Below are 26,896 nucleotides of genomic sequence, written 5' to 3'. Positions count from 1 at the left end.
GTTATGGTGTTAATTCAATATAACTAAATTTGATAAATTCTATTAAATTAATCGAAAAAAAGAATAAGAGGCAAGGTAGTAGAGAAGGAAGTGAACTAACGCGTTACCGTCTACTTTGCTAAATGCACAAAACGTAAAGGTGGTGGTATCAGTTATTGCTTATCTTCGCCCATTTATACAAGGCATGAAGCGCTACTCTTCTTATGACGGGAAATGGATACCGAGGTAAAGGCGAAGAAAAAATAGGCAGGCTCTGATCGACTTGTTCACCCAACATGCGCTGAGCAAGCCGTTTTCCTGCTTGTGCTGCAAATGACACACCCGAACCACAGTATCCCATCGCATATCCCATACGATTGTTACCGTCCACGTAGACACGTGGCAAACTATCTAACGCGACACTTACCCAACCACTCCAAAAGTATGGCATGCCAATACCATTCAATGCAGGGAAACTTTCTACCATTGCCATGTACAGCCGTTTTCTTTCATTCGTATTGTTAGCATTTTTGCCTGTCACGGCACCGCGCCCACCAAACAATAACCGACCGTCGGGTAGTACGCGGTAGTAATACTTCATCATGCGCGTATCCATGAAACTCATCGGTCTACACAAACCTGTTGCGTGCTGTTGTTCTTCAGTCAAAGGGTCGGTGACCATGATGCTTGATTGGACAGGGAACTGACGTTTGTCTACAAGAGAATGAAAGGTTTTTGGCGTATAGGCATTTGACGCAATAAGAATATGGCGTGTGTTTATTTCACCTCCTGGCGTGGTTACCTTGAACCAATTACCAAACTCAGTAATATCGAGAGCGGGGCTGTTGTAATACAGTGATGCCCCTAACTGCGACGCGATGCGAGCATATTCGTCGGCCAGCTTTAAAGGGTGCAAGCACGCACCCGGCTGAATAACCGCACCGTGAGAGCCTGCAACAGTTAGACGTTTACTCAATGCATTCTGAGTTACGTTTTCAAGTGTGTCGCCATAGCGGTCACGCTGAGCATTGGCAGCACTAAAGAGTCCTTTTGCAGCTTTGGCGGTGTGGCCAATTTTTATATAGTCGCCAGAGGTATAATCTACCTGCATGGCATAGCGGTTTATTCTGTTCTCTAACAACGAAACGGCTTCGGTAAATTCGCTATGCATGCCATCAGCAACGGTGGCGCCCCATTTTTCAGCTATCGCGCTAAGCGATAATCGGCCGCTACCGCTTAATATAAAGCCGCCGTTTCGTCCAGCGCAGCCAAAACCTAGGGTATTACTGTCTATGACCACCACATCTTTTTGTTGCTCAGAGAGCGTAACTGCTGCGCTTAGCCCGGTATAGCCACCTCCTATCACGAGGTAGTCTGTAGATATCCCGCCGGCAAGTGGCGCATAGTGTGTGGGTGTATGAGTGGCATGCCAATAAGAGGGCGGAGATGAGTGTGTAGGGGTTACACCATTACTCACTAATGGGTCGTATATCTCACTGGTATTCATGAGGTAAACGTCAACATCATTTCAGCGCCTTCACATTCGCAATAATCAACACAAACAGGGCAGTCATATCCTTCATAAATAGACGCATGACGCCATTTCCCCGGGTGTTTATTGATAAGTACGCCGCCGTTTTTAGAGAAGTATTTAAAAGCACTGTTTCCTGGGCTGGCTAGCCATATGTGTGCAAGGCCTGCTTCTGCACCCTGTAACTTAGCCTGCTGAATAGACAGACGTAGTAGAGCACTACCTATACCTGTACCCTGCATGTGGGGCGATACGGTATTGCATTTGAAATAGCAAACATGGGACTCTGCAACCGGCCATTTAGACGGTGTACACCAACTATCACGTTGCCATTGGCTGTGCGCATACGTAAGACGAAAACCCACCACATTGCCTTGGTAAAGGGCAACAAAGCTTGCGTTGATGTCCTTATGCCAACCCTTTTGATAAATGGCTTCTAACAAAGACGGGGTTAAGTAATTTTCGCCGTGAACGTCATTCCCAAGTGCAATAACCTGATTGAAATGTGCTCGGGTTAGTGGCGTGTAGGTGATGTCACTTGAGGTTATCGTGGTCATGCTGTTGCTTCATTCCTTCTAAATGAAAATCTAAGGCTTCAACAGAAATAAGTATCTCTCGTACCGACATCCATAACGAATAGAGCAGTGATACGAGGCTTGCCGCGAATATCCAGTTTCCTACGTTTTGATAGTTAAGGTAGATAGTCAGCATCGATACGACGCAAAGGAAAAAGCTGCCCACACCGGCTATTTGCATCCGCTTAATAAGCTGAATACGTAGCCTTAGATTTTTGATTTGTGCCACAGTATTATCGTCTCGTTCTTCTTTTGAGAAGTTACGAATAAGCGTAGCGAGCGTTAAAAACCGATTGGTATAGGCCAACAGCAATAGCGATATAGCTGGAAAAAGCATGGCTGGCGTTGCGATATCAATTGTCATAGCGGGATAAAAAGGTCTGTCGCCTCGTCGATGTTTCTGAGTGTATCAATAGCACGTTGAATTGTCTTGTTAGGAATTGACGCGTTGTGTTGAGCGCGTGTTTACATACGGTCAACAGGCAGGCCTGCCGCACTCCACCCGAGCATATCACCCTCTAAATGCATAACTTCAGAAAAATCGAGCGCCTTTAATACTTTCATTGCTAATTTGGCACGTCGCCCCGAGCGGCAGTAAACAATAACAGGCTTCTCTTTGTTCCCTTCAAGTTCACTAATATAACCGTCTATCGCGTCGTAAGGCATATTGACAGCGCCAGGGATATGGCCTTCAGCGAACTCTTCAGGAGAGCGCACATCAATTAACATCCAGTCGTTGTTTTTTACCCGTTCAATTAGGTAGGGTGAGGGCTGAATTGATGGCTGAGTGGTTGCTTTAGCGGTGTATTGGAGAGAAGCAAAAATGGCGATTGCGATAGACACAAAAAAAACTGCTGTAACTATCCGCATCTTATTTTTTCCCGTCCGTTGTTTTCATTTAAGTATACTCGCTAAAATCGGTGGTTTATACCCTCACATAGCGTTTTTAGTTCATCAGCCAAGCGTAGCGTATACCGGCTTGTAATATCAGGGTTAACAGTAATCACAGGCGCATCGATAAAATCTGCGTGAGGCGCCCAAAATGTATTGAGTTCCTTTGACGACGATTTGCTCGCGGCAACGAGTATTTTTGGTTGTCGTAAAAGGACTTCCTTGATAGATACTTGCGGGTAATCAACAGGGCTATCTTTAAGTAGTGTTTGTGCACCGCAGATATTAAGCAGTTTATTAGGCCAAGCGTGAGGGCCAATTGACATAAGCGGTGCTGTCCACGAGTAGTAAAAAACAGGGATGCGTGCAGTGCGCTTGTAACTGTTCTCGAGCGTCACTATTTGCTGCTCAAAGTTACTCGCCAACGTTTGGGCTATGTCTTCCCGCTCGGTTATTTGTCCTAACGCTTTCAGCTCTTTTGAAATATCAAAAAGTTCATTGATGTTGCTTTTAAATACCCGATACCCCATTTGTTCGAGTTTGTTTATATCACTTGGCTTATTGCCCCCTTCCCACGCCAAAATAAGGGTGGGGGACAATGCCATTATTCTGGCAATATCTGCGCCTTGATAGTCAGCCACGCGAGGAAGTGACTTAGCTTGTTCTGGGTAATCACTGAAGGCGCTTACTGCGACAAGATGGCGCTCTAAATGTAAACTGTATACCCACTCTGTCAAATGAGGCGCGAGGCTTACGATACGCAGCGTACCATCATTTTGTGGCGCGGCATGGGCGTTTAATGAAAAGGCCAATAGGAAGAATGCAGCTATACCCTGAAGCCATTTTGAGGTTAACGTCATCATGTTATAAAAAGTCACCAAGTGATTGAGTGGATACCGCTATGCCGAATAAACATAGGCTAGCGAACGCCGCAACTACCGTCATTGCGCTGTAAATGGTGCGCTTACTTCTAAGCATGTCTGAATGGCGGACTTCACGTTTTCCCCCCACACGGGCATGCCTTACTTTTTTTCCACTGTAAATAGCAGGGCCGCCTAACTGGAAGCCATGAATGCCGCCAAATAACGCAAGTAATAGTGAGGTTTTATCTCTTGCCTTACTGTGCTTTATTGCTCTTATCCCGGCAATTGGATTGGTAATGATAAGCGTGCTACATGCCCCGAGAAACGCGGGAGGCAATAAGAGTATATTTACGATAACCCGTATTGGTTTGCTAAAGAGTGAAAAGCCCGGTAGTTGAGGGTGCCACTGCCACGCGGTGAGTAACAACAGACGGTAGGTTAGTGCGCCTATTGGGCCGGCAATAAGAAAATAGAAAATGACACCGCAATAAAGATACAAAAACTTGAGCCACAATGCCTCGATTGCTGCTTTTGCAGCGCCTACATCTGACAGTATATCGCAATCACGTGCAACGATAGTCGACAGTGTTTCTCGTGTAAGCACTTTCTTGCCTCTCCCTGTATTGGCGGTAACCCGTTTAAATTGCTGTCGCTGATAACGGAAATCTAGCATCGCAATGACGATAACGGCTTCGAAGAAGATGGGGTATTCTGCCATCTGGACGAGCAGTGCAAGACAGGCAATGAGGGGGAGCAGTAACACTGCGGCAGCAAGGCTGCCGGAAATATAGTGTTGCATCGGCGCATATTGTGAACTGGGTACGACGCGTTGTCCCATCCTTAAAATGAGATAGCGCATAAGCGTAAGCGGGTGGCTTTTGTGCGGCCACAGCCATATGGCGTCAACCGCAATCGCAAGCCACAGTACCAGTAATGACTGGTACCCTGCGTCGTTAAAAAAAGCGTCCACGCTGCGTTAGGCGATGTGTTTAATCATCGCCATAACCAATTGGGCAGAGTGTTTTGCAGCAGTTTCTAGATATTCTTTAAAGCTGACCGTCGAGGTTTTTCCAGCAATATCTGAAAGAGAGCGGACCACGAGAAACGGTACATTGAGCATGTGGCAGGTTTGTCCTATGGCAGCGCCTTCCATTTCTACTGCTTTCATATCCTGAAACTTTTGACGTAGTTCCGCCACGGCCTCATCGCTACCAATAAACGCATCACCGGTACAAATCAACCCTTGGCGAGATTGTACACCCTCAATGGAGGTTGTTGCAGATTGTGCAGCCTCAATTAATGCGCTATCGCATCGGAAGTCTTTGGGCATACCGGCACACTGGCCTAGTGCGTAGCCAAAATGCGTAAGGTCGGCATCATGATGAATAACATGCGTTGCAATAACAACATCACCAATGTTTAGGTCTTTGTCGAACCCGCCAGCAGAGCCAGTATTAACCACGGCATCGGGTGAAAACTTTTCAATCAACGCGGTAGTAGCAAGTGCCGAGGCCACTTTACCTATACCGCATTTTACGAGTACGACGTCGATACCGTGTAATTGGCCTTCAAAAAAGGTCAGGTGATTCCACGTTGTTTCTACAACATTAGATAACGATGCTTTTAGCAATGCGACTTCTTCATCCATTGCGCCTAAAATGCCAATTTTTTTCATAGTGATACCATCAAAATAAATACGGGGTGAGCGCTAATCTCGCCATAGGCAATGTGCCAGCAAGGCGGTAAACCAAAATAACAATACAGGCCGTATAATGGCTCGTTTACGCTAAGTGAGCTAATTGTATAAGGAATAGGGAAAAACTGATAGGAAAATGCCTTTGTCGCGGGGGTGGAGAGCGACAAAGGCGGGGGAAATGGTGCGTCTTTGTAAGATGGCTACGCGTTTTATGCCGCCGCTGGGCGACTTGAGCGTAGCGGTCGCGTTGGTCTTTTAGGCGTAGTGGGATTGTGCGTAGGTAACTGTGCCATCTTCTGTTGCAAGCGACGATAAGGGATCAATTTATTCTCAATACACTCACGAATGTCATCGACGCTGTATCCTGATTTCACTTTAATACGCGCATGAGGAACGCCCGCAGCGTCTAAAGCGCCAGAAACAAACCAATCTTTTTGTGCCTTGTAGCCGTCTTTACCTTGGTTATGAACAAGGTCAATGGCTAATACAGGGCTCATGTCCTCTTTGTCTACAAGTACAAAATCAAGTTGTCGAGATGATGCTCTTGAAATAGCCTGACTGGCTGTTTTTTTATTTGTGGTTTGTCGTACCGACACCACATCGCTTAATTTTACGCGACAGATAATGCGAAACTCTCTTCCCATTGCCTGTTCAATTAGGTTGAGAAACGTATGCTCGGCCGGTGTGAAAAGCTGCGCTTTTCGGCGAAATGGGAATGCCACGCCACCGTCTGATAACTTAATGGCACCTAATGCCACTACGATAAGTAACATCATTAAAATAATTGCCAATTCCATCGTAATCCTCACTCATCAAACACTATTGAGCGTCATAAAAATGACGTTTTCGTTGATACCTATTGGTTCATTGATGAAATTGCAAGGCAAGTGCCACTTTTGCAATGGGGAAACAAAATAGCGTAGAGCCCTTTAATTACAAGCGTTGGCACAGGCGCTTAGCAAAAAGATAGGGTAAAGCGAAACAAAACGTACTGCCAATAATGGGGTGCTCTGATTATGAGGGGGAGACTTATTCGGCAGGGTCTTTCATTACCAGTATATCGACTTGCGCGCCATTATTGTCGGGCGACACCACAACACGATACGTATTATCTGAAGAAACTATCAAAACACGTGAATTAATGGGGGTATGAACATGCGCGTTAGGAATGTTGTCTTGGTAGTAGCGGATGGTTTCGCCTGCTGAGTTTTTTGTAAAGTAAACTAAGCTGGCAGGTAGCCCTTCGTTAAAGGCCTGGCATTGGGTGGCGTTACTTGCAATGACTACCTGATGAAAAGCGCTAGGGCATGATGAAATGTCAGGCGATGATGCTGTGTTTGAGGTATCGGCAAGCGCATGCGTCACTAGGAGCCCTGAGCAAGCCATTGCACATGCACCCCATGTCACCATGCGTTTTATTTGCTGGCCTGCACTGGAACCAATAGTTGTTAGGTTGTTGAAATTCATCTTTAAAGCCTCACCACATACTTTAACGGTTGATTTTATGATAACCGCCGGACCGCTTACGCATACCATGATAGTAGATAGCTTTGCGTCACAGAGCAACTGAATATAGGTATGAATAGGAAGTGTCGAGTATATGGCGCATTGTCGGTAAGTGCGAAAAACAAAAAAAGCTCGCTGACATTTATGCCGCGAGCTTCTTATTAAATAACGCAACGTGTTGTTATGCGCCGATATAATCCATAATGCCTTCCGCGGCTTTACGACCTTCATCAATGGCAGTAACGACTAGGTCACTTCCTCTCACCATGTCTCCACCTGCAAAAATTTGCGGGTTTGACGTTTGGTAAGCAAATTTACCGCCACGAGGAGCGCGTACTCGACCTTTTTCATCAAGCATAATGCCAAACTCACCGAACCATGGTGATGGGCTTGGTTGAAAACCGAATGCGATAATAACGGCATCGGCTTCAAGAACGTGTTCAGAGCCTTCAATTTCAACCGGACGTCGACGGCCGTTTGCATCAGGTGGCCCCATTTCAGTTTTAATTAGCCTTACGCCACATGCATTACCATTTTCATCAACGGCAATATCAATGGGTTGTAAGTTGAACTGAAACTCTACACCCTCTTCTTTTGCGTTAACGACTTCACGGCGTGAACCAGGCATGCTTTCTTCATCACGACGATAAGCACAAGTAACCTGAGCAGCACCCTGGCGAATAGAAGTACGGACACAGTCCATCGTGGTATCACCACCACCTAGTACCACTACGCGTTTGCCTTTCATGTCGATGTAGTCGGCTTCATCTTTCTCCAAGCCCATAACACGATTGGTGTTAGCAATTAGAAATGGTAACGCTTCATGCACGCCGTGCACATGCTCGTTGTCGAACCCACCTTTCATCGACTTGTATGTCCCCATACCTAAGAACACAGCATCGTAATCTTTAAGCAAGGTTTCAAACGCGATATCTTTGCCAATTTCGGTGTTAAGAATAAACTCCACACCCATGTCGGTGAAGATTTCACGGCGTAGTTTAATGACGTCTTTTTCAAGTTTGAATGACGGGATACCGAACGTCAGTAGGCCGCCTATCTCTTCATACTTATCAAAAACAACGGGTTTTACGCCATTACGGACAAGAATATCAGCGCACGCTAACCCAGCTGGGCCTGCGCCAACAATAGCCACTTTTTTGTCTGTCCAAACCACATCAGACATATCAGGGCGCCAACCCATCTTAAAGGCGGTATCGGTAATATATTTTTCAATGCTTCCGATAGTTACCGCACCGAAATCGTCATTTAGGGTGCATGCGCCTTCACATAATCGGTCTTGTGGACACACTCGGCCACAGACCTCAGGAAGGCTGTTGGTTTTATGAGACAGCTCGGCTGCCTCTAATATTCTTCCCTCATTAGCCAGACTTAGCCATTGAGGAATATAGTTATGTACCGGGCATTTCCATTCACAATAAGGGTTTCCGCAGTCCAGACAGCGATCTGCCTGGCCTTCGGTTTGTGATTGGGTTAGCGGTTGATAAATTTCGCCGAACTCTTCTTTACGCACCATGATCGGCTTTTTAGGCGGATCGATACGTTCAACATCGACAAACTGGTATACGTTCTTTGCCATTAACTTAACTCCCCCTACTGCGCTTGAATGCGTAATTCAGCGCTAGAACGGCTGATGTGACCAAGCAAGTTCTTCACATCGCTGGTTTTTGGCTTAATAAGCTTAAAGCGTTTCAGCGTCGCGTTGAAATCGGTAAGTAGCGATAACGAATGTTCGCTTCCGGTTTCTTCGTAGTGCTGATTAATTAAACCACGTAGGTGTTCGGCAAGGATTGCCTTATCTTCAATAGACATAATGTCTACCAATTCAGCATTAACACGGTTATCAAGGTCATCATTGTCATCCATAAGATAAGCAAAACCACCTGTCATGCCCGCGCCGAAGTTCACGCCAACCGGGCCAAGGACCGCAATGATACCGCCAGTCATGTATTCACAACCGTTATCACCAATACCTTCAACCACGGCAATTGCGCCTGAGTTTCTAACACCAAAACGTTCGCCTGCGCGGCCCGCCGCTAGAAGCTTACCGCCTGTTGCGCCGTATAAGCAGGTATTACCCATAATGGCACTGTCATGCGCGTCGTATTCAATACCTCTAGGAGGGTGAATAACCAGCTTACCGCCTGTCATGCCTTTACCCACATAGTCGTTTGCATCGCCCGTTAGGTGCATGTGCAAACCGCCGGCGTTCCAGACACCAAAGCTTTGGCCTGCCGTTCCTGTGAGGTCTATTCTAATAGGCGTATCTTCGAAGTCTTGGTTACCGTGGTGCTTGGCAATTTCGCCAGACAATAGCGCACCGACAGAACGATCCGTATTTCGGATGTTATATTTCAGAGAAATAGACTTCGTTTCTACCACCGCTTGCTGGGCATCTTTAAGCATTTGCGCATTAAGTTCGCCTTTATCGATAGGCTCATTCGTTGTCTGAGAGCAGAACAAACGTGTGTGTTCGCCCGCTTCAGGCCGAACTAACAACGGCGATAAATCTAAGCGATTCTGTTTTGCGGTAATGCCGTCTAATACTTTCAACAATTCAGTGCGACCTACTAAATCATCAAACTTAGCGATACCAATTGATGCCATGATTTCACGTACTTCTTGTGCAATGAACTTAAAGTAGTTCATTACCATTTCTGGTAAGCCAATAAAGTGGTCGTCACGAAGCTTTTGGTCTTGCGTTGCTACACCGGTTGCACAGTTGTTCAAGTGGCAAATACGCAAGTATTTACACCCAAGCGCCACCATTGGTCCTGTTCCGAAACCAAAGCTTTCTGCACCTAAAATACCGGCTTTAACAACATCTAAACCTGTTTTTAAGCCGCCATCGGTTTGCACGCGCACTTTATGACGTAAGCCATTCTCAATAAGCGCTTGCTGGGTTTCCGATAAGCCTAACTCAAATGGGCTGCCAGCATATTTAACTGACGTAAGCGGGCTTGCACCCGTGCCGCCGTCATATCCAGAAATAGTGATAAGGTCGGCATACGCTTTGGCAACACCAGTCGCGATAGTGCCCACACCCGGCTCTGATACCAGTTTTACTGAGATAAGCGCCGTTGGATTAACTTGTTTAAGGTCGAAAATAAGCTGAGCCAAATCTTCGATAGAGTAAATATCGTGATGTGGCGGTGGAGATATAAGCGTTACCCCTGGCACTGAGAATCGAAGTTGTGCAATGTACTTATTAACCTTGTCACCAGGGAGCTGACCACCTTCACCAGGTTTCGCACCCTGGGCAACTTTAATCTGTATCACACTCGCATTAACTAAATAGTGCGGTGTTACACCGAAGCGGCCTGACGCAACCTGCTTGATTTTCGAGTTCTTTTCGGTACCAAAACGTGATGGATGTTCACCACCTTCACCCGAATTAGACTGACCACCTAAGCGGTTCATTGCAATGGCGAGTGCCTCATGTGCTTCGGGGCTAAGTGCGCCGATTGACATCGCTGCGGTATCAAAGCGTGGGAACAAGCTTTCTGCAGGCTCTACGTCGCTTACATCAATAGGGTCACAGTCTGGGTTTAACGCAAGTAAGTCGCGGATGTGCGCTGGCGCTCGTTCGTTAACCAGTGTGGCGTACGCCTGATAGTCAGTGTATTGCCCGCTTACCACCGCTTTTTGTAACGTTGTGACTACATCAGGGTTATATGCATGATACTCACCATCGTGGACATACTTCAACAAACCGCCGTGGGAAAGCGGCTTACGCTTGAGCCACGCGATACGGTTTAAATTAATGTGGTCTTGGTGGAAGTCATCAAAGCCAGCGCCCTGAATTCGAGAAGTAACGCCTTTAAAGCATAGCTCCATCACTTCACTGTTCACGCCTACGGCTTCAAACAGTTTTGAGCTACGGTAGCTGGCAACGGTGCTTATGCCCATTTTGGACATAATTTTATACAAGCCTTTGTTTATGCCTTTACGATAGTTCAATGTGGCTTGCATAGCTGAAATATCAAGTTCACCTTTTTCACACAATTGCTCAATAGTTTCATACGCAAGGAAAGGGTAAACCGCTGTCGCACCAAGCCCAATAAGCACGGCAAAATGGTGCGGGTCACGTGCGCTTGCCGTTTCGACAACCACGTTCGCATCGCAACGTAAAGACTTTTCAACAAGACGACGCTGAACTGCACCGACAGCCATAGCTGCAGGGATCACTAAACGATTCTGTTTAATGTTTCGGTCTGAAAGAATCACAAACGCAGCCCGTTTGTTTTTCACGAGCATTTCTACTTCGTTACAAATCCGCTCTATCGCTTTCTTCAAACCTTCTTGAGGTTGGTATTGAAGCTCAACAACCTCTGAGTAGTAGTTGTCAGGGTTGAATTCACGTAGCTGTTTCAGGTCGGTATACATCAGTATTGGTGAGTCGAACAATACGCGGTCAGCGTAACCTGACGTTTCACTGAATACGTTTTGTTCTCGACCAATACAGGTTGCTAATGACATCACGTGATTTTCACGTAAGGGGTCAATAGGCGGGTTTGTAACCTGAGCAAATTGCTGACGGAAGTAGTCATAAATAGTACGCTGGCGCGATGACATTACTGCCATTGGCGTGTCGTCGCCCATTGAACCAACCGCTTCTTGACCGTCTTTGGCTAGAACCTTGACCACTTGCTGTATTTCTTCGTAGCTGTAGGCATGTAGCTTGTGATAAACCGCCATGGCGTCATCATCAAACACGCGTTTGCCGATAAGCGATGCATCAAGTTCTTCGATAGGCGTGAGATGACGTATGTGCTTGTCGAGCCATTCTTTATAAGGGTGACGTGCTTTTAAGTCATCATCAATTTCGTTAGAGCGCCAGATCTTGCCTGTGTAGGTGTCAACCGCAAGCATTTCACCCGGCCCCACACGTCCTTTTTCGATAACGTCGGTTTCGCTGTAGTCCCAAATACCCACTTCAGAGGCAAGGGTGATAAACCCATTTTTGGTGATCACGTAACGCGCCGGACGCAACCCATTTCTGTCTAGGTTACATGCCACGTGGCGTCCGTTTGTTAATACGATACCAGCTGGCCCATCCCACGGTTCCATATGCATCGAGTTAAACTCGTAAAATGCACGTAGATCGCTATCCATGGTCTTGTTATTCTGATACGCAGGTGGGACAAGTAAGCGCATTGCGCGAAATAAATCCATTCCACCAGCTAAAAACAGCTCCAGCATGTTATCAAGAGACGATGAGTCAGAGCCTTCGGTGTTAACGAACGGCGCTGCATCTTTTAAATCTGGAATGAGCGGTGTAGAGAACTTGGCGGCACGCGCCATTGCCCAATCACGGTTACCCTTGATGGTATTAATTTCTCCGTTGTGCGCAAGAAAACGGAAAGGCTGCGCCAGCGGCCAGCGCGGTAACGTGTTAGTCGAGAAGCGCTGATGGAATACGCAGATTGCGCTTTTCATGCGTTCGTCAGCAAGATCAAGGTAAAAGGCTGGCAGGTCTTTCGGCATGACCAAGCCTTTATAAATGGTTACCAAGCCAGATAAACACGCTACATAAAAATCAGGATCAGCTTCTAAGCGTTTTTCCGCACGACGTCGAATCATATATAGTCGGCGTTCAAGGTCGCGTTTACGCCAACCCGCGGGCGCATTAACAAATACTTGCTCTATTTGTGGTACACCGGTTAGTGCAAGTTCACCCAGTACCGATACGTCAACAGGCACTTCGCGCCAGCCGACCACAGAGAGGGTTTCTTTTTCTAACTCTTCGTTTAGTACGTCGCGAGCGATTTGAGCACGTTCAGGGTCCTGACTTAAGAAAATCATCCCTACGCCGTATTTTTTGCTGAGCTTCCAGCCATTTTCTTCGGCAATAGTATGAAAGAATGCGTCGGGTTTTTGTAGCAGTAGGCCACACCCATCACCTGTTTTTCCATCGGCTGCAATGCCGCCTCGGTGCTGCATGCGGTCAAGACCGTGTATTGCAGTTTCTACCAATTCGTGACTGGCTTCCCCTTGAGTGTGGGCGATTAAACCAAACCCACAGTTATCCCGGGAATCGTTGGGATTGTATAAACTCATCTCTTAACTCCTTCAACCTTTTGACTGGGCAAGGTATGTGTTGCGTGTAGATGCGCCTAGGTATTGCGTATCACAACATTGTTCAGACGTCTTTTATTGTCAGGCAGTATTACCCGATACAAGCGCCTTTCTTGTCGTTAATTATTATTAGAGGATTCCAGTCGTATTCCGCATTTTTATGCATTATTGCGTTGCGGGCCGTACAAAATACCCACATTGAAAAGTAAAATCAAACCATAAAATGGCTCATCATCTAGTGAATTAGTATAATTGATATAAAATTCAATAATATCAATTTGTTATAGTTGGTTAAATTTTGAAATGTAACAAAAATGTAAAGACATAATGAACAAGATTAGTCATCCATTTGCTAATTGATAACTCTTCTCAATTAGAGAGTATGTTTGAATAAAAATTCATTCACTGCATGGCTTTATAAAGTCACAGTTTATCGTGGCTAGCGCTGCTAGCGGTATGAAAAGTTACCATTTCTACAGACTTATAAAGACTAAATCTGCTTTTTGCTTACCCCGTTATTAGCGCTTAATAGATATGCTTGGGTTATTAGCGTTTCGCGAACAGTTACCGAATGTTCTTTTTCCTGATAGGATATCGCCAAACTACTCATTAAAAAGCGCTTATGCATTCAGATTCTCCAAATGACTCTTGGGCCATTCGATTCGCTCAGTTTGTACAACGTTTCGGTACATTGAAACTGAGTATTCTCTTTGTGGTTCTTTCCTTGGTATTTACCCTAGGCGGCTCTTACGTCATCCGCGTGAGTATGGGCAGTCAGGTTGAACCTGACGACTTTATCAGCGCTGTTGTGCTTACCATGCTTTCTGCACCCTGGGTGTTGTATTTTTTCAGCGAACTTATAAAGCAGCTAGAGAATTCGAGAACGAATTTGAAAGATGTAGTGAGTCAGTTAGAGCATCTTCGAGAAGAAGATGTGTTCCTTAACCGGGAGCTACAGTCGAATATTAGGCAGCTCAATCACGAGATTGAACAGCGTAAGCAGGCACAAGAAGAGCGAGAAGCCTTATTTAAGGATTTAGAAAACGAGATTCAAGATAAGTCATTGCAAGAAGCTCAGGCAAGGCGCTTGTCAACGCTATTGCGCTCTATTATTGATGCTTCTCCAGATCTTATTTATTACCGGAATGAAGAAGGGCGCTTTGCAGGCTGTAATCGAATTGCAGAGCTAATGACTGGGAAAAGCGAGCAAGAGCTTTTAGGGTTAACGCCACAAGATGTTTATGAAGAAGATTTGGCGCGCCAAATAGTCGCGAGCGACCACGAGGTCTTAGAAACCAACGCAAGTATTACCGAAGAATTATGGCTTCGCTTTGCTGACGGACGTCGACGTTACTTCGAAATGAAACGTGTACCTTTCTTCGACAAAGAAGGCAATCGCCTTGGTTTGCTTTCGTTTGGGCGTGATATGACCGAGCGTAAACAGGCTGAGAATGCAGCAGCGAAAGCCAGTACTGACAAAACACGATTTATAGCTACGATAAGTCACGAACTACGTACGCCGCTAAATGGCATCGTAGGGTTAAGTCGCATGTTACGCGATACTGAATTAAGCGAAGAACAATTTAATTGGGTAAGCACAATTTATGCTAGTGCGATTACGCTTGGCAATATTTTTAACGATATCATTGACCTCGATAAACTAGACAGAGACAAACTTGAACTAAGTTTAAAAACCATATCGCTGAAAGATTTTACGGAAGAACTAAGCAGTATTATTCGCCTGTTGGCTGGCGATAAACAGTTAGCGTTTAAAACACGAATAAAAGATCCGCTTCCTCGTTTGGTCGAGATTGATGGCACGCGCTTGCGTCAAATTCTGTGGAACATCCTGTTCAACGCTGTGAAGTTTACCCAAAAAGGGCACGTGAGCCTTTCTGTATCATCAACGAAGCCTGATGGCGACAAAGCATTCGTCACCTTTGTTATTGAAGATACTGGCGTGGGCATCCCTGAAAGTGAAATAGATAAAATCTTTGCGATGTATTATCAGGTCGACCATCCCGACCATCAGTCTGCTACGGGCACGGGTATCGGGCTTGCTATATGCAAGCAAATGGTTGACTTGATGAATGGTGAAATACACGTATCAAGTACAGTGGGGAAAGGCACACGCTTTGAAATTATATTGCCGGTAAGCATTTCAAACCGACCGATGCAGGTGGCGCAGCTTGAAGTTACTGGGTTAAATATTCTGCTTGTTGAAGATATAGAGCTTAACGTCATGGTGGCAAAAGCGCTGCTTGAGAAGCTTGGTCAAAAAGTTGATGTTGCCATGACAGGGCAAGAAGCAATAGACAAGGCGCGTGAAACACAATATGACCTTATTTTACTTGATATTCAGTTGCCAGATATGACGGGCTTTGATGTGGCCAATACCTTGCACGAAGAAGACTTGGTAATGCAAACGCCTATTGTTGCGCTGACCGCGAACGTGATCAAAAAACGTGAAGAGTATCTGCAAAATGGGATGGATGACGTTATTGCCAAACCTATTAAAAAGTCACGCGTTATTGAGGTTTTTAACGACTTGTTCCATGCGCCACCGGCGCCACTGGAAATTGATGGTGAAGTTGAGCGGCCAGAACCAAACAAAACGTTAAGCAACATTTTAGATATGGACTTGTTGCAGATGTTGGTGGATACAATCGGTGACGATATGGTGCGCGCTAGCGTCAAGGTCTTTCAGGAGAAAATGCCCGAATATATGGAGATTCTCCAGCTTAGTTTGAGCGCTGATGAGAAATCTGAAGTATGTTCACAAGCGCATAAAATTAAAGGTGCAGCAGGGTCTGTTGGCTTGGCGAGAGTACAGCGTATAGCAAATCAAATACAACAAGGCGATCATCCTACATGGTGGGAGAATGTTCATGATTGGGTTGAAGAGCTTCAAATGGCCGTACTTTATGACATGTCTGCGCTGACAAACTGGTTAAACGAGCAGCAGGTTGATGACTAACTGATATAATTTCATTTAGCAAAGAGGTGGGCAGCGCTTTCGCTGCTCTCTTTTCATGTGTAGATATCGCGTTGTTGTAGTGAATAAAGTAGGGGTAAAGAATAATGACAGGGATACCGTCGTCTGCCACAACGACCTTTTCAAATGAACAGCTCACTTCAGAAGGTGTACCTGCGCTGGAAGCACTCGTATTAACCGATGTTTCTCCACGCTATCGTATCGTGAATGTATCGTTGGCGTTGTGTACTACTACATTGCTTTTAACAATAGTCTGCACGCTGCGCCTGCAACCCTTCTTCATTTTGCCCGAGCCCTTGCAAGTGGCCTTTCCTTTTGTACTTGCCGGAATAATCACCCTAGGCGCTTGGTGGGTGACTTATCATGTTCTGGCCGACGTGCGTGTTAAGTACAGTGTTCGAGAGCAAGATTTAAACTTACAATCTGGATTAATTTTTCAAACGCTGGCTTGCCAACCCATTCTTCGCGTACAGCATGTGGAAATAAAGCGTGGCCCCTTGGCGCGACTCGCAGGGCTCGCGTCGTTACAAGTGTTTTCAGCAGGCGGCGCATTGCATACATTTGAAATACCAGGCCTGCCAGTGGAGCGCGCGCAGCAGCTTCGACAGTTTGTATTAGATCACAAAGCGTTAAGTGCGAAGTAACGGCAGTGGATAATGAAAACATCACAAATAACAAAATAGCAGGCTCCGAATCAATAGATACGGGCGGCCAATGGCAGCGTTTATCAGTAATCGCTATTTTATATTTTACCTTTAGCAACCTTAAAAACTTAGCTCAAGGCTTGATATACATTGTGCCTGCGCTAGCCGTCACCGCCAACGTGACGGATAATATCCATTCAAACAGTACATACATCGGTATCGCGGTATTAATGCTGAGTACCACCATTAGCGGTGTTATTAGCTTCTTTATGTATACGTTTCGCGTTCATAATGAACATATTGAAATACATCATGGCGTTTTTTCTCGTCGTTTCACCAACCTCCCTTTTTGGCGTATTCAAAATGTCAAAATAGAGCATCCTTTTTATTATCGCCCGTTTGGTTATGCCTTGGTAGTGTTAGATACGGCTGGCAGTGCATCAGAAGAAGCCAATATTGTGGCGGTACCACACGACTATGCGCAGGCGCTGAAAAAACAAGTACTGGCGTTTAATGCCCAAAATTCGGACCCACACCCAGAAGAAAGTGAAGCCGAGGTGGCAGTACCGCAATACAGTGATGAAGTTGTGCTAAACCGGCGGTCAATCACTGACCTCGTTATTCACGGTATTACGAATAATCGCGTATGGATTTTATTAGGTGCTGCTGCGCCTTTTTACGATGATGTATTTTCACGCATATCCGGGTGGCTCGCCTCAAAGGGGCTTCAACTTAATCAACTTGTTGGCGAACAAACTATCGCGTGGTGGCAGTTTGGTTTATATGCCTTGGTTATTGTAATGATGCTTATGGCGGCCATTGCGTTGGTGAGCGTGGGTGGGGCGCTATTTACTTTTTACGGCTACACCCTTTCAAAACAAGATGACAGATATATTCGCCGCAGTGGGCTGCTAAATAAACAGGAAGTGAGTATGCGCGCCTCTCGCATACAAATGATTACGGCAAAACAAGACTGGTTAGACAAAGTGCTCAAACGGGTAAACCTGTATTTTGAACAAAATGTGTCTACGCAACAACACGGCCAAGAGCTTATGTCGCCCAATAAGCTTATTGTCCCGTCGGTTACTGAAGCCGAAGCGCTGGCGCTTGCCCAAGAGGTAATGCCTAACAGCTCGTATCAACGCCATGATTACCTGTCTATTAGTAAGCGCTTTATCTTACATTGGAGTATTGTTGGCTTAGCTGTGCCTTTTGGTGTTTTATTTACTGTAGGTATCGTTACCGCACATCTTGATATCGTTGTGATGAGCATAAGCGTATGTTTATTACTTCTGGTGGTTATCGGGCTAAGGTGGTGGCGCTGGGGTATTGCGACAGACCAAAAGCACATCTATGTACGTCGCGGGCGAGTAGGCGTGGATTATCTGTGTTTTGAGCCCTATAAAATTCAACAATTGGTTATAAAGCAAAGTATCTTTATGAAGCGTAGAAAACTGGCCAGTATTAAGTTTGTACTGGCCTCCGGCAGTGTAACCGTGCCTTTTCTACCCGAAGGCTATGTGTTCTCGTTAGCCGATAGGGTAGTGCACAATGTAGAGTCGACACAGCGCTCTTGGATGTAGCCTAAGCAAAAGCGCAACGAAGCGCCTTACCTTTATGCTTCATCACGTGTAATGATTTGATTTTTTCCCGCGTGCTTGGCGTGGTATAGACGCGCATCAGCAACTTCTAGCTGTGTTTCAAGACAGGTATGCTTTTCTGCGCATACGCCAATACTGCACGTCATATTAAATTTATGTTGGGTGAATTTGGTGGTTCGTACCGCATCCATAAAGCCTGAAAGCGCAGCTAAATAAGTTTTAGGCGGCCTGATAGACACCACTGAAAATTCCTCGCCGCCATAACGCACGATGAGATCGTCAGGAAAATGCTCACTTAGTAGTGCAGCAAACTCCTGAAGCAAAACATCGCCCGTTTTGTGGCCTAGCGTATCGTTCACATTTTTAAAGTTATCCATGTCTATCATAGACGCGGTAACGTGGGCTTTAGGATGGCCTAAAGAGAAAATCTCCTCGCCATATTCGTATAAATAACGACGATTATAAACCTTGGTAAGCGCATCTAAATTCGCGGAGTCTCTAATGGTTTGAATCATTTCCTGAGACTCAAGGTTTTGCATGATGCGGCAGTAAAACTCCTCGTGATAAAAAGGTTTAGATAAAAAGTCATTGGCGCCGCTTTTTATAAATTTAGAGGTTAGAACGCTGTCACCTGTTGCGGATAAGCCAATAAAGATTAAGTCTTGCAAGCGTCGCTCACGACGAATTGCTTTTACTAGTTCGTAGCCGTCCATATTGGGCATTCGATGGTCGGAGATCACCATTTTGATGTCTTTGTGTTGCTCTAACGCTTTGAGTGCTTCGAGTCCATCTCCAGACTCTAACACTTGAAATCGAAACTTTTTAAGCAGCGAGCAAATATAGCTTCGGCTTGTTTTTGAATCTTCAACGACTAAAACCTTGGTGTCTACATTCTTTCTAAGCCTATCAATAAGCTTAGAAACTTGGATGTAAGAATAACGAGACTCTTTGGTGATGTAATCTAATACACCTTGATCGAGGAGTTGTGCGCGGGTGAACTCATCAAAATTACCCGTTAATACAACGGTCGGAACGTGGTAAGAGAGGCTCAGTTCAACACTTTCACCATTGGGGGCATCGGGCAAATTCAAATCGACAATAGCAGCAAGGAAGTCCTGATCTTTTTCGAGCGCTTCTTTTGCTTCTGCGAGGCTTTCACATAAAACACAGGTGAAGTGAGGGTTATCTTCAATAAGTTTATTAACGATTTTTCGAACCGTTAAGCTGTCTTCTACTACCAATACTTTATACATCATGAGCACCTGTTCTTACAGTGAATCGAAGCATAACGAAAAAAGAGGCGGTCTGCCTCCTTTCTCGCGTCAATGTAGACTGATGTATAATACGGTTCGCGTTTACTTGTCGGTTGGCGGAACTCTTACCCATCCTTCCATCAAGATTCTGGCACTGCGACTCATGATTGCCTGCTCAATTTGCCATTGTCCGCCATTGCATAATGCTTTCGCGCCTACGCGCAACGTACCTGATGGGTGACCAAATGTGACCGCTTCTCGCTCAACGCCACCCGCGGCGCTATTCACCAACGTACCGGGTATAGCAGCTGCTGCTGCAATGGCGACGGCGGCAGTACCCATCATAGCGTGGTGTAGCTTACCCATGGACATTGCCCTTACCAGAACGTCTATATCGTCAGCATTTACAGCCTTACCACTTGATGATGTATAGGATTTTGCTGCTGCAACCATGGCTACTTTGGGCGTGTGCTGACGCACAGCTGCTTCACTAATGTCACTAATGAGCCCCATTTTTACTGCGCCGTACGCCCTAATGGTTTCAAATTTTTCTAATGCTTCAACGTCGTTGTTGATGTCGTCTTGCAGTTCGGTTCCGGTGTATCCGATGTCATGGGCATTAACAAATATAGTAGGAATGCCCGCATTTATCATGGTCGCCTGAAGCGCCCCGATCCCAGGAACATCTAACGTTTCATTAAGTTTTCCCGTTGGGAAAATGGCGCCTTCACCGTCAGCGGGGTCCACAAAAGCGACTTCCACTTCGGCAGCAGGAAACGTGACGCCGTCAAGCTCGAAGTCACCTGTTTCTTGTACTTCACCGTTGGTGATAGGAACTTTTGCGATAATCGCTTTGTTAATATTCGCTTGCCAAATAGTCACCGTAGCAATGCCATTTTCTGGAATGCGGTCAGCATCGACTAGGTTGTTGTTAATCGCAAACGCGCCGACGGCGGCGGTAAGGTTTCCGCAGTTTCCGCTCCAATCTACAAAGGGTTTATCAATGGCCACTTGACCGAATAAGTAGTCAACGTCATAGCCTGCACGCTCACTTTTACTGATGATAACGGTTTTACTTGTACTTGACGTTGCGCCGCCCATGCCGTCGGTTTGCTTGCCGTATGGGTCTGGGCTGCCAATGACACGAAGAAGTAGTGCATCTCTGTCAGGCCCTGGCACTTGTGCCGATGGCGGCAAGTCAGTTAACTTAAAAAACACCCCTTTGCTGGTACCGCCTCGCATGTAGGTGGCGGGAACACGAATTTGCGGTGCATGTACTGTCATGATGTTTCCTGTTTTTTTGCTATTGCTTATCGATGAGGCGATAACACGTAATGTTCAGAATACGGAACCTAACTGACCATAATAAAATGGCCCGTTAGGTTCATGGTGACGTGTTTCTGAAATGCTATTGTATTACTGAGCTTCAGACTCTAAGAAGTCCTTAGCAAAGCGTTGAAGCACACCGCCAGCACTATAGATAGACACTTCTTCAGCGGTATCTAATCGGCAGGTCACGGGGACCTCTACGCTTTCGCCATTGGTACGGTTTACTACCAATGTAAGCGTAGCACCAGGAGAAGGTTCGCCCTTCACGTCATACGTTTCCGTGCCATCAAGGCTTAAGGTTTTGCGCGTAGTACCAGGTTTAAATTCAAGCGGTAATACCCCCATGCCTATCAGGTTGGTTCGGTGAATACGCTCAAATCCTTCCGCGACAATAACTTCTACACCTGCTAGGCGTACCCCTTTTGCCGCCCAGTCCCGAGAAGACCCTTGGCCGTAGTCAGCACCGGCAACAATGATAAGCGGTTGTCGACGTGTCATGTAGGTTTCAATCGCTTCCCACATGCGCGTTACTTTACCTTCAGGTTCTAAGCGAGCAAGCGAGCCTTGTTTTACCTCACCATTCTCCATCACCATTTCGTTGAACACTTTTGGATTCGCAAGCGTTGCACGCTGCGCGGTTAAGTGGTCGCCACGGTGAGTTGCATAAGAATTAAAGTCTTCTTCAGGTAAGCCCATTTTCGCCAAATACTCACCAGCCGCACTATCAGCCATAATGGCGTTTGACGGTGATAAATGGTCAGTCGTGATATTGTCACCCAATATGGCTAACGGGCGCATGCCGGTCATAGTGCGTTCGGCATCCATTGCACCTTCCCAATAGGGAGGGCGACGAATATAGGTGGTTTGCTCTCGCCATTGGTAAAGCGGGTTAATATCTTTACCGTAGTTTACGCTTAAGTCGAACATCGGCTCATACACTTTGCGGAAATGCTCGGGCTTCACGCTGCTCGCAACGATGGCATCGATTTCTTCATCTGATGGCCAGATATCTTTAAGCGTTACCGGCTTACCGTCGTTGTCGATGCCAAGTACATCTTTTTCAATATCAAAGCGAATAGTGCCAGCGATGGCGTAAGCAACAACCAGCGGTGGTGAAGCTAAGAATGCCTGTTTTGCATAAGGGTGTATACGACCATCGAAGTTTCTATTACCCGATAACACTGCGGTTGCGTAGAGATCTCGGTCAATAATTTCTTGCTGTATTTTAGGGTCTAGTGCCCCACTCATGCCATTACAGGTGGTACATGCAAACGCGACCACGCCGAAACCGAGATCTTCGAGTTCGGTCATTAAGTTTGCCTCTTCAAGGTATAACTTAACGGCTTTAGAACCGGGGGCTAATGAACTCTTCACCCAGGGTTTACGCGTTAAACCGCGTGCATTAGCATTTCTGGCAAGTAATCCGGCTGCAATAACATTTCGTGGATTTGAGGTATTGGTACAGCTTGTGATAGCGGCAATAATCACCGCGCCGTCCGGCATTTTACCTTCTTCCTCTTCCCACTTGCCAGCAATCCCACGGCTTGCTAAATCGCTTGTAGATAAGCGAGCATGTGGATTTGACGGTCCTGCCATATTTCGGCCTACTGACGAAAGGTCAAAGGTCAATACACGTTCATACTCTGCGGTTTTAAGATCATCGGCCCATAGTCCAGTGTGCTTTGCATACTGTTCAACTAACGCAATTTGTTTTTCTTCACGGCCCGTTAAACGCAGGTAATCGATGGTTTGCTGATCGATATAGAACATGGCCGCTGTCGCACCATATTCTGGTGTCATGTTCGAAATAGTTGCTCTGTCGCCTAACGTAAGGTGAGATGCGCCTTCACCATAAAACTCAAGATAGGTAGAGACCACACGCTCTTTACGTAAAAATTCAGTGAGTGCTAACACGATATCGGTTGCAGTTATCCCAGGTTGAGGTTTGCCCGTAAGCTCAACGCCAACGATATCAGGAAGGCGCATGTACGATGCTCTACCTAACATTACGCTTTCTGCTTCAAGCCCACCAACACCAATAGCAATAACCCCTAAAGCATCAACATGCGGCGTATGGCTATCTGTTCCTACGAGCGTGTCAGGAAAGGCGACACCGTCACGGGCTTGTACAACCGGTGACATACGCTCTAGGTTAATTTGATGCATGATGCCATTGCCTGGAGGAATAACATCAACATTTTTAAAGGCGGTTTTCGTCCAGTTGATGAAGTGAAAACGGTCGTCGTTACGTCTATCTTCAATGGCACGGTTTTTCTCAAATGCGTCTTCTTCAAACCCTGCATGCTCAACGGCAAGAGAGTGATCAACGATAAGCTGAGTAGGGACCACCGGATTGACTTTAGATGGATCGCCACCTTTTGCAGCAATCGCGTCTCGTAGACCAGCTAGATCGACCAGCGCAGTTTGCCCAAGTATATCGTGGCATACCACTCGGGCTGGAAACCAAGGGAAATCGAGGTCGCGTTTACGATAAATAAGCTGTTTTAGTGATTCTGTTAACGCGTCAGGAGAACACTTTCGTACCAAGTTCTCAGCAAATACGCGAGATACATACGGCAGCTTGTCATAAGCCCCTGGCTCGATATTATTCACCGCTTCGCGAGTATCGAAAAAGTCGATACCCGCGTTAGGGAGCGGCTTACGGTAATCAATATTCATTGCTATAGCCTCTATGCGCGCTCACTAATAGGTGGAACTGGACGAATGTCTTCACCCGTATACTCGGCTGACGGACGAATGATGCGATTATCAGCGCGTTGCTCCATAACGTGTGCAGCCCAGCCCGTTAAGCGAGACATCACGAAAATTGGTGTAAACAACGGCGTAGGAATTCCCATGAAGTTGTAGGCAGAGGCGTGGAAGAAATCAGCATTACAGAAAAGCTTCTTCTCGCGCCACATCACTTCTTCACAGCGAACTGAAACAGGGTAAAGCACTTCATCGCCAACGTCTGTAGCCAGCTTTTCTGACCACTGTTTTATGATTTCATTACGCGGGTCAGAGTCAGCATAAATAGCATGACCAAAGCCCATAATCTTCTCTTTACGCTCAAGCATACCCATCATTTTTTCTTCAGCGTCATCAGCAGACGTAAACCCTTCAATCATTTCCATCGCCGCTTCATTTGCACCGCCGTGAAGTGGGCCGCGAAGTGAGCCTATCGCGCCTGTTACGCACGAGTGCATGTCGGAAAGTGTTGATGCACAAACTCGTGCGGTGAACGTTGACGCGTTAAATTCATGCTCTGCATATAGAATTAACGAAACATGCATAACCTGTTCGTGTAGCTCACGAGGCTTTTCGCCGTGAAGCATGTGTAGGAAGTGGCCACCGATTGAATCGTCATCGGTTTCTACGTCAATACGAACACCGTCGTGTGTAAATCGGTACCAATAACAAATGATGCTTGGGAAGCACGCTAACATGCGGTCGGTTGCATCTTGCTGTTGTTCGAAGCTTTCTTCCATTTCAAGGTTGCCAAGCATTGAACAACCGGTGCGAAGTACGTCCATTGGATGAGCATTTTTTGGAATGCGCTCGAGTACTTCTTTAAGTGCCGTAGGTAGTCCACGCATACTTTGAAGTTTCGTTTTATAAGCGTCTAGCTCAGACTTATTGGGTAGCTTGCCTTTAAGAATAAGGTACGCTACTTCTTCAAATTGACAGTGTTGCGCTAAGTCTTTTACGTCATAGCCACGATACGTTAAACCAGAACCTGATTTACCTACGGTTGATAATGCTGTTTTACCTGCAACTTGGCCGCGTAAACCCGCGCCACTTAACTGTTTAGCCATCTTGTTGTCTCCGGTCTTGTAAAATTTGTAGGGCAATTTATTAAAAATTTGAGAAATAAAAATTATATTGAACTCAGCAGTCGATAAGGGGCGTTGTAACGCTAGGCCTCAATGATGCCTCGTCCCTCATTCGCTTTTTGCTGTTTCGTATTCGTGTTAGTTTTTACCTTCTGCAAAGAGAGCATCTAGCTTTTGCTCGTAGTCGTGATAGCCAAGGTAGTCATATAGGTCCATACGGGTTTGCATGGTGTCGACAACCGCTTTTTGATCGCCGTTTTCAAGTATAGATTTGTACACCATCTCTGCCGCTTTATTCATGGCACGGAACGCACTTAATGGGTAAAGCACCATGTCGGCTCCCCATTCGCCAAGCTCTTCTTTGTTCCATAGCTCGGTTTTACCAAACTCTGTGATGTTGGCAAGGATCGGCACATCCAACGCTTCTGCAAATGCGCGGTAGTGTGCTTCGGTTTGTACTGCTTCAGCGAAGATACCGTCAGCCCCTGCAGCAACATAGGCTTTAGCGCGTTCAATGGCGCTTTCTAGGCCTTCTTGAGCAAAAGCGTCAGTGCGCGCCATAATGAAAAAGTCTGGGTCGGTTCTGGCATCTACGGCTGCTTTAATGCGGTCTACCATTTCACCAGTACTTACAATTTCTTTGTTAGGGCGATGACCACAGCGTTTTTGCGCAACCTGGTCTTCCATATGCACTGCCGCGGCTCCCGCTTTTTCCATATCACGAATAGTCTTAGCAATGTTAAATGCACCGCCCCATCCTGTATCGATATCTACCATAAGCGGAAGGTCGCATGCACTGGTGATGCGCTGAACGTCTGCAAGCACATCATTCAGTGAGGTCATACCTAAATCGGGTAGGCCATAAGAGGCGTTCGCGACACCGCCACCGGATAGATAAATCGCGTGGTGGCCGATGGCCTTCGCCATCATGGCAGTATAGGCATTAATAGTGCCGACAATTTGTAGAGGCTTATTGTTCTCTAATGCGGTTCTGAATTTCTTTCCTGCACTCATGATAATCACTCGCTTATTTGAAAGTAGGGTAAATGGGATAAAAAGAAGCGGCTTTGATGTTATTCATGATTAAGCTTCTTCTCGATATTATTTTTTGAATAAAGAATGTGACGGCGCATTAGCATCTCTGCTAGCTCTTCGTCTCTGTTTGAAATGGCATTTACGATGTGGCGATGTTCCTCAAACGCGGTGCTTACCCGTGGGCCCGCCATACCTAATTGCACACGATACATGCGAACTAGATGGTATAGCCCATCAATAAGTACACTGATGAGGTGATTGTTTTTACTGCCTGTGACAATGCGATAATGAAAGTCGACATCTCCCGCTTCTTGGTAGTAATTCTCCTCGCCTTTCACTTTGTTAAAGTGACTGTCGAGTAATTGCTGCATGGCCGCGATTTCTTCATCGGTCATATTTCTCGCTGCAAGGCGTGCGGCCATACCCTCTAGCGCCTCTCGCACTTGGTAAAGTTGAATTAAACCTTGTGTCGATAACGCGACTACACGTGCGCCGACATTCGCTTTTCGTTCTACCAAGTGACAGGTAGCCAAACGGTTGATGGCTTCCCGAATAACCGCCCGGCTGACTTCATACTTTGTCGACAACTCGGTTTCACTGAGTTTGCTACCTGCGGCGATGACTCCCTCGACAATATCCTTCCTTAATTGGAAGAACGTACGGTCAGCATTGGTTACTGCATTTTCGTTTGATAACGGCACGAGTATTATCTTTATTCTTTATTTGTGTCGACAATATAGGCTTTAAATTGCATTTTGTAAATAAAAGTGGCTTATATTGTCGACATTTTGGGTGGGTGGTTGATTTGATAAGATGAAAGTAGCGTGTCGACTAAAACACATCGAGGTGAAACGAACGTCTCGTATCGTCCCCTTACGTTGTAATAGTGAGCGTAATGATTAATATATAACCACTTAGTCAACTTTTTTCCATAACGGGCTAATTTTACTGTGCATTTGCTTTAAACGTCGGTATCATATCGTTCCAGTCTTCAGGCCTAAATTCAAGTGGCGATGAACGAAGGCTGGAACATGAAGTGCCATGACTCTGAGTGAATTATTCTTTTTCG

The 26,896-nt window shown here is 46.0% G+C and carries 20 protein-coding genes; 3 read left to right on the top strand and 17 right to left on the bottom strand.

All coding sequences use genetic code 11. The annotated features are described in order from the left end of the window. Positions 1-148 precede the first annotated feature (148 nt). From AC27EZ_RS05535 to gltB, 11 genes are all read right to left on the bottom strand, one after another. Positions 149-1,486: an NAD(P)/FAD-dependent oxidoreductase gene (locus tag AC27EZ_RS05535; protein WP_487134369.1), complete on the bottom strand. Its 1,338-nt coding sequence runs from the start codon at positions 1,484-1,486 to the stop codon at positions 149-151. Further along, positions 1,483-2,067: a GNAT family N-acetyltransferase gene (locus tag AC27EZ_RS05530; RefSeq protein ID WP_487134368.1), complete on the bottom strand. Its 585-nt coding sequence runs from the start codon at positions 2,065-2,067 to the stop codon at positions 1,483-1,485. Before AC27EZ_RS05530 ends, AC27EZ_RS05535 begins: the two co-directional genes overlap by 4 nt. After that, entirely contained in the window at positions 2,045-2,449 is a 405-nt protein-coding gene (locus tag AC27EZ_RS05525) for a DUF2721 domain-containing protein (protein ID WP_487134367.1), read from the bottom strand. Before AC27EZ_RS05525 ends, AC27EZ_RS05530 begins: the two co-directional genes overlap by 23 nt. A gap of 101 nt (positions 2,450-2,550) precedes the next feature. Next, positions 2,551-2,955, bottom strand: a complete 405-nt coding sequence (locus tag AC27EZ_RS05520) for a rhodanese-like domain-containing protein (RefSeq protein WP_487134366.1) — start codon at positions 2,953-2,955, stop codon at positions 2,551-2,553. A gap of 41 nt (positions 2,956-2,996) precedes the next feature. Next, positions 2,997-3,839: a helical backbone metal receptor gene (locus AC27EZ_RS05515; protein WP_487134365.1), complete on the bottom strand. Its 843-nt coding sequence runs from the start codon at positions 3,837-3,839 to the stop codon at positions 2,997-2,999. Between the two features lies 1 nt (position 3,840). Then, positions 3,841-4,809, bottom strand: coding sequence for a cobalamin biosynthesis protein CobD/CbiB (locus AC27EZ_RS05510; protein ID WP_487134364.1), 969 nt, complete (start codon positions 4,807-4,809; stop codon positions 3,841-3,843). Positions 4,810-4,815: 6 nt separating this feature from the next. Continuing rightward, positions 4,816-5,514, bottom strand: a complete 699-nt coding sequence (locus AC27EZ_RS05505) for a 5'-methylthioadenosine/adenosylhomocysteine nucleosidase (RefSeq protein ID WP_487134363.1) — start codon at positions 5,512-5,514, stop codon at positions 4,816-4,818. Between the two features lie 230 nt (positions 5,515-5,744). Then, a complete protein-coding gene (locus AC27EZ_RS05500) occupies positions 5,745-6,332 on the bottom strand; it encodes a DUF2726 domain-containing protein (protein ID WP_487134362.1) in 588 nt (195 codons plus the stop codon). A gap of 232 nt (positions 6,333-6,564) precedes the next feature. Then, positions 6,565-7,002: a hypothetical protein gene (locus AC27EZ_RS05495; protein ID WP_487134361.1), complete on the bottom strand. Its 438-nt coding sequence runs from the start codon at positions 7,000-7,002 to the stop codon at positions 6,565-6,567. A 220-nt stretch (positions 7,003-7,222) separates the two neighbouring features. Then, positions 7,223-8,638 (bottom strand): FAD-dependent oxidoreductase, encoded by a 1,416-nt coding sequence (locus tag AC27EZ_RS05490; protein ID WP_487134360.1) that lies wholly within the window; start codon positions 8,636-8,638, stop codon positions 7,223-7,225. A gap of 14 nt (positions 8,639-8,652) precedes the next feature. Further along, positions 8,653-13,119 (bottom strand): glutamate synthase large subunit, encoded by a 4,467-nt coding sequence (gltB, locus tag AC27EZ_RS05485; protein WP_487134359.1) that lies wholly within the window; start codon positions 13,117-13,119, stop codon positions 8,653-8,655. A 640-nt stretch (positions 13,120-13,759) separates the two neighbouring features. On the opposite strand from gltB, the gene arcB reads away from it, so the two are divergent. The 3 genes from arcB to AC27EZ_RS05470 all read left to right on the top strand — a co-directional run bounded on the left by arcB (position 13,760) and on the right by AC27EZ_RS05470 (position 18,359). Next, the gene (arcB, locus tag AC27EZ_RS05480) at positions 13,760-16,114 is read left to right on the top strand and encodes an aerobic respiration two-component sensor histidine kinase ArcB (RefSeq protein WP_487134358.1); all 2,355 of its coding nucleotides are present in this window, start codon (positions 13,760-13,762) and stop codon (positions 16,112-16,114) included. A gap of 104 nt (positions 16,115-16,218) precedes the next feature. Beyond that, entirely contained in the window at positions 16,219-16,776 is a 558-nt protein-coding gene (locus AC27EZ_RS05475; protein ID WP_487134357.1) for a PH domain-containing protein, read from the top strand. A gap of 5 nt (positions 16,777-16,781) precedes the next feature. Then, positions 16,782-18,359 (top strand): PH domain-containing protein, encoded by a 1,578-nt coding sequence (locus AC27EZ_RS05470; RefSeq protein WP_487134356.1) that lies wholly within the window; start codon positions 16,782-16,784, stop codon positions 18,357-18,359. A 32-nt stretch (positions 18,360-18,391) separates the two neighbouring features. Here the strand turns inward: AC27EZ_RS05470 and AC27EZ_RS05465 are convergent, their stop codons facing one another. The 6 genes from AC27EZ_RS05465 to AC27EZ_RS05440 all read right to left on the bottom strand — a co-directional run bounded on the left by AC27EZ_RS05465 (position 18,392) and on the right by AC27EZ_RS05440 (position 26,528). Then, on the bottom strand, positions 18,392-19,633 hold the full coding sequence (locus AC27EZ_RS05465) for a response regulator (protein WP_487134355.1): 1,242 nt from the start codon (positions 19,631-19,633) through the stop codon (positions 18,392-18,394). A 99-nt stretch (positions 19,634-19,732) separates the two neighbouring features. After that, entirely contained in the window at positions 19,733-20,914 is a 1,182-nt protein-coding gene (gene prpF / locus AC27EZ_RS05460) for a 2-methylaconitate cis-trans isomerase PrpF (protein WP_487134354.1), read from the bottom strand. 132 nt (positions 20,915-21,046) lie between these two features. Beyond that, the gene (acnD, locus tag AC27EZ_RS05455) at positions 21,047-23,638 is read right to left on the bottom strand and encodes a Fe/S-dependent 2-methylisocitrate dehydratase AcnD (RefSeq protein WP_487134353.1); all 2,592 of its coding nucleotides are present in this window, start codon (positions 23,636-23,638) and stop codon (positions 21,047-21,049) included. An 11-nt stretch (positions 23,639-23,649) separates the two neighbouring features. Next, on the bottom strand, positions 23,650-24,774 hold the full coding sequence (gene prpC / locus AC27EZ_RS05450; RefSeq protein ID WP_487134352.1) for a bifunctional 2-methylcitrate synthase/citrate synthase: 1,125 nt from the start codon (positions 24,772-24,774) through the stop codon (positions 23,650-23,652). Positions 24,775-24,930: 156 nt separating this feature from the next. Beyond that, positions 24,931-25,806 carry a methylisocitrate lyase gene (gene prpB, locus AC27EZ_RS05445; protein WP_487134351.1) on the bottom strand — a complete coding sequence of 292 codons (876 nt, stop codon included), beginning with the start codon at positions 25,804-25,806 and terminating at the stop codon, positions 24,931-24,933. A gap of 59 nt (positions 25,807-25,865) precedes the next feature. Beyond that, positions 25,866-26,528: a GntR family transcriptional regulator gene (locus tag AC27EZ_RS05440; protein ID WP_487134350.1), complete on the bottom strand. Its 663-nt coding sequence runs from the start codon at positions 26,526-26,528 to the stop codon at positions 25,866-25,868. Positions 26,529-26,896: the final 368 nt, after the last annotated feature.

The organism is Alteromonas sp. 4NH20-0056 (genome assembly GCF_057539655.1).
The sequence above is the reverse complement of the archived record's forward strand: the minus strand, read 5'-3'. Positions and strand labels throughout refer to the sequence as shown.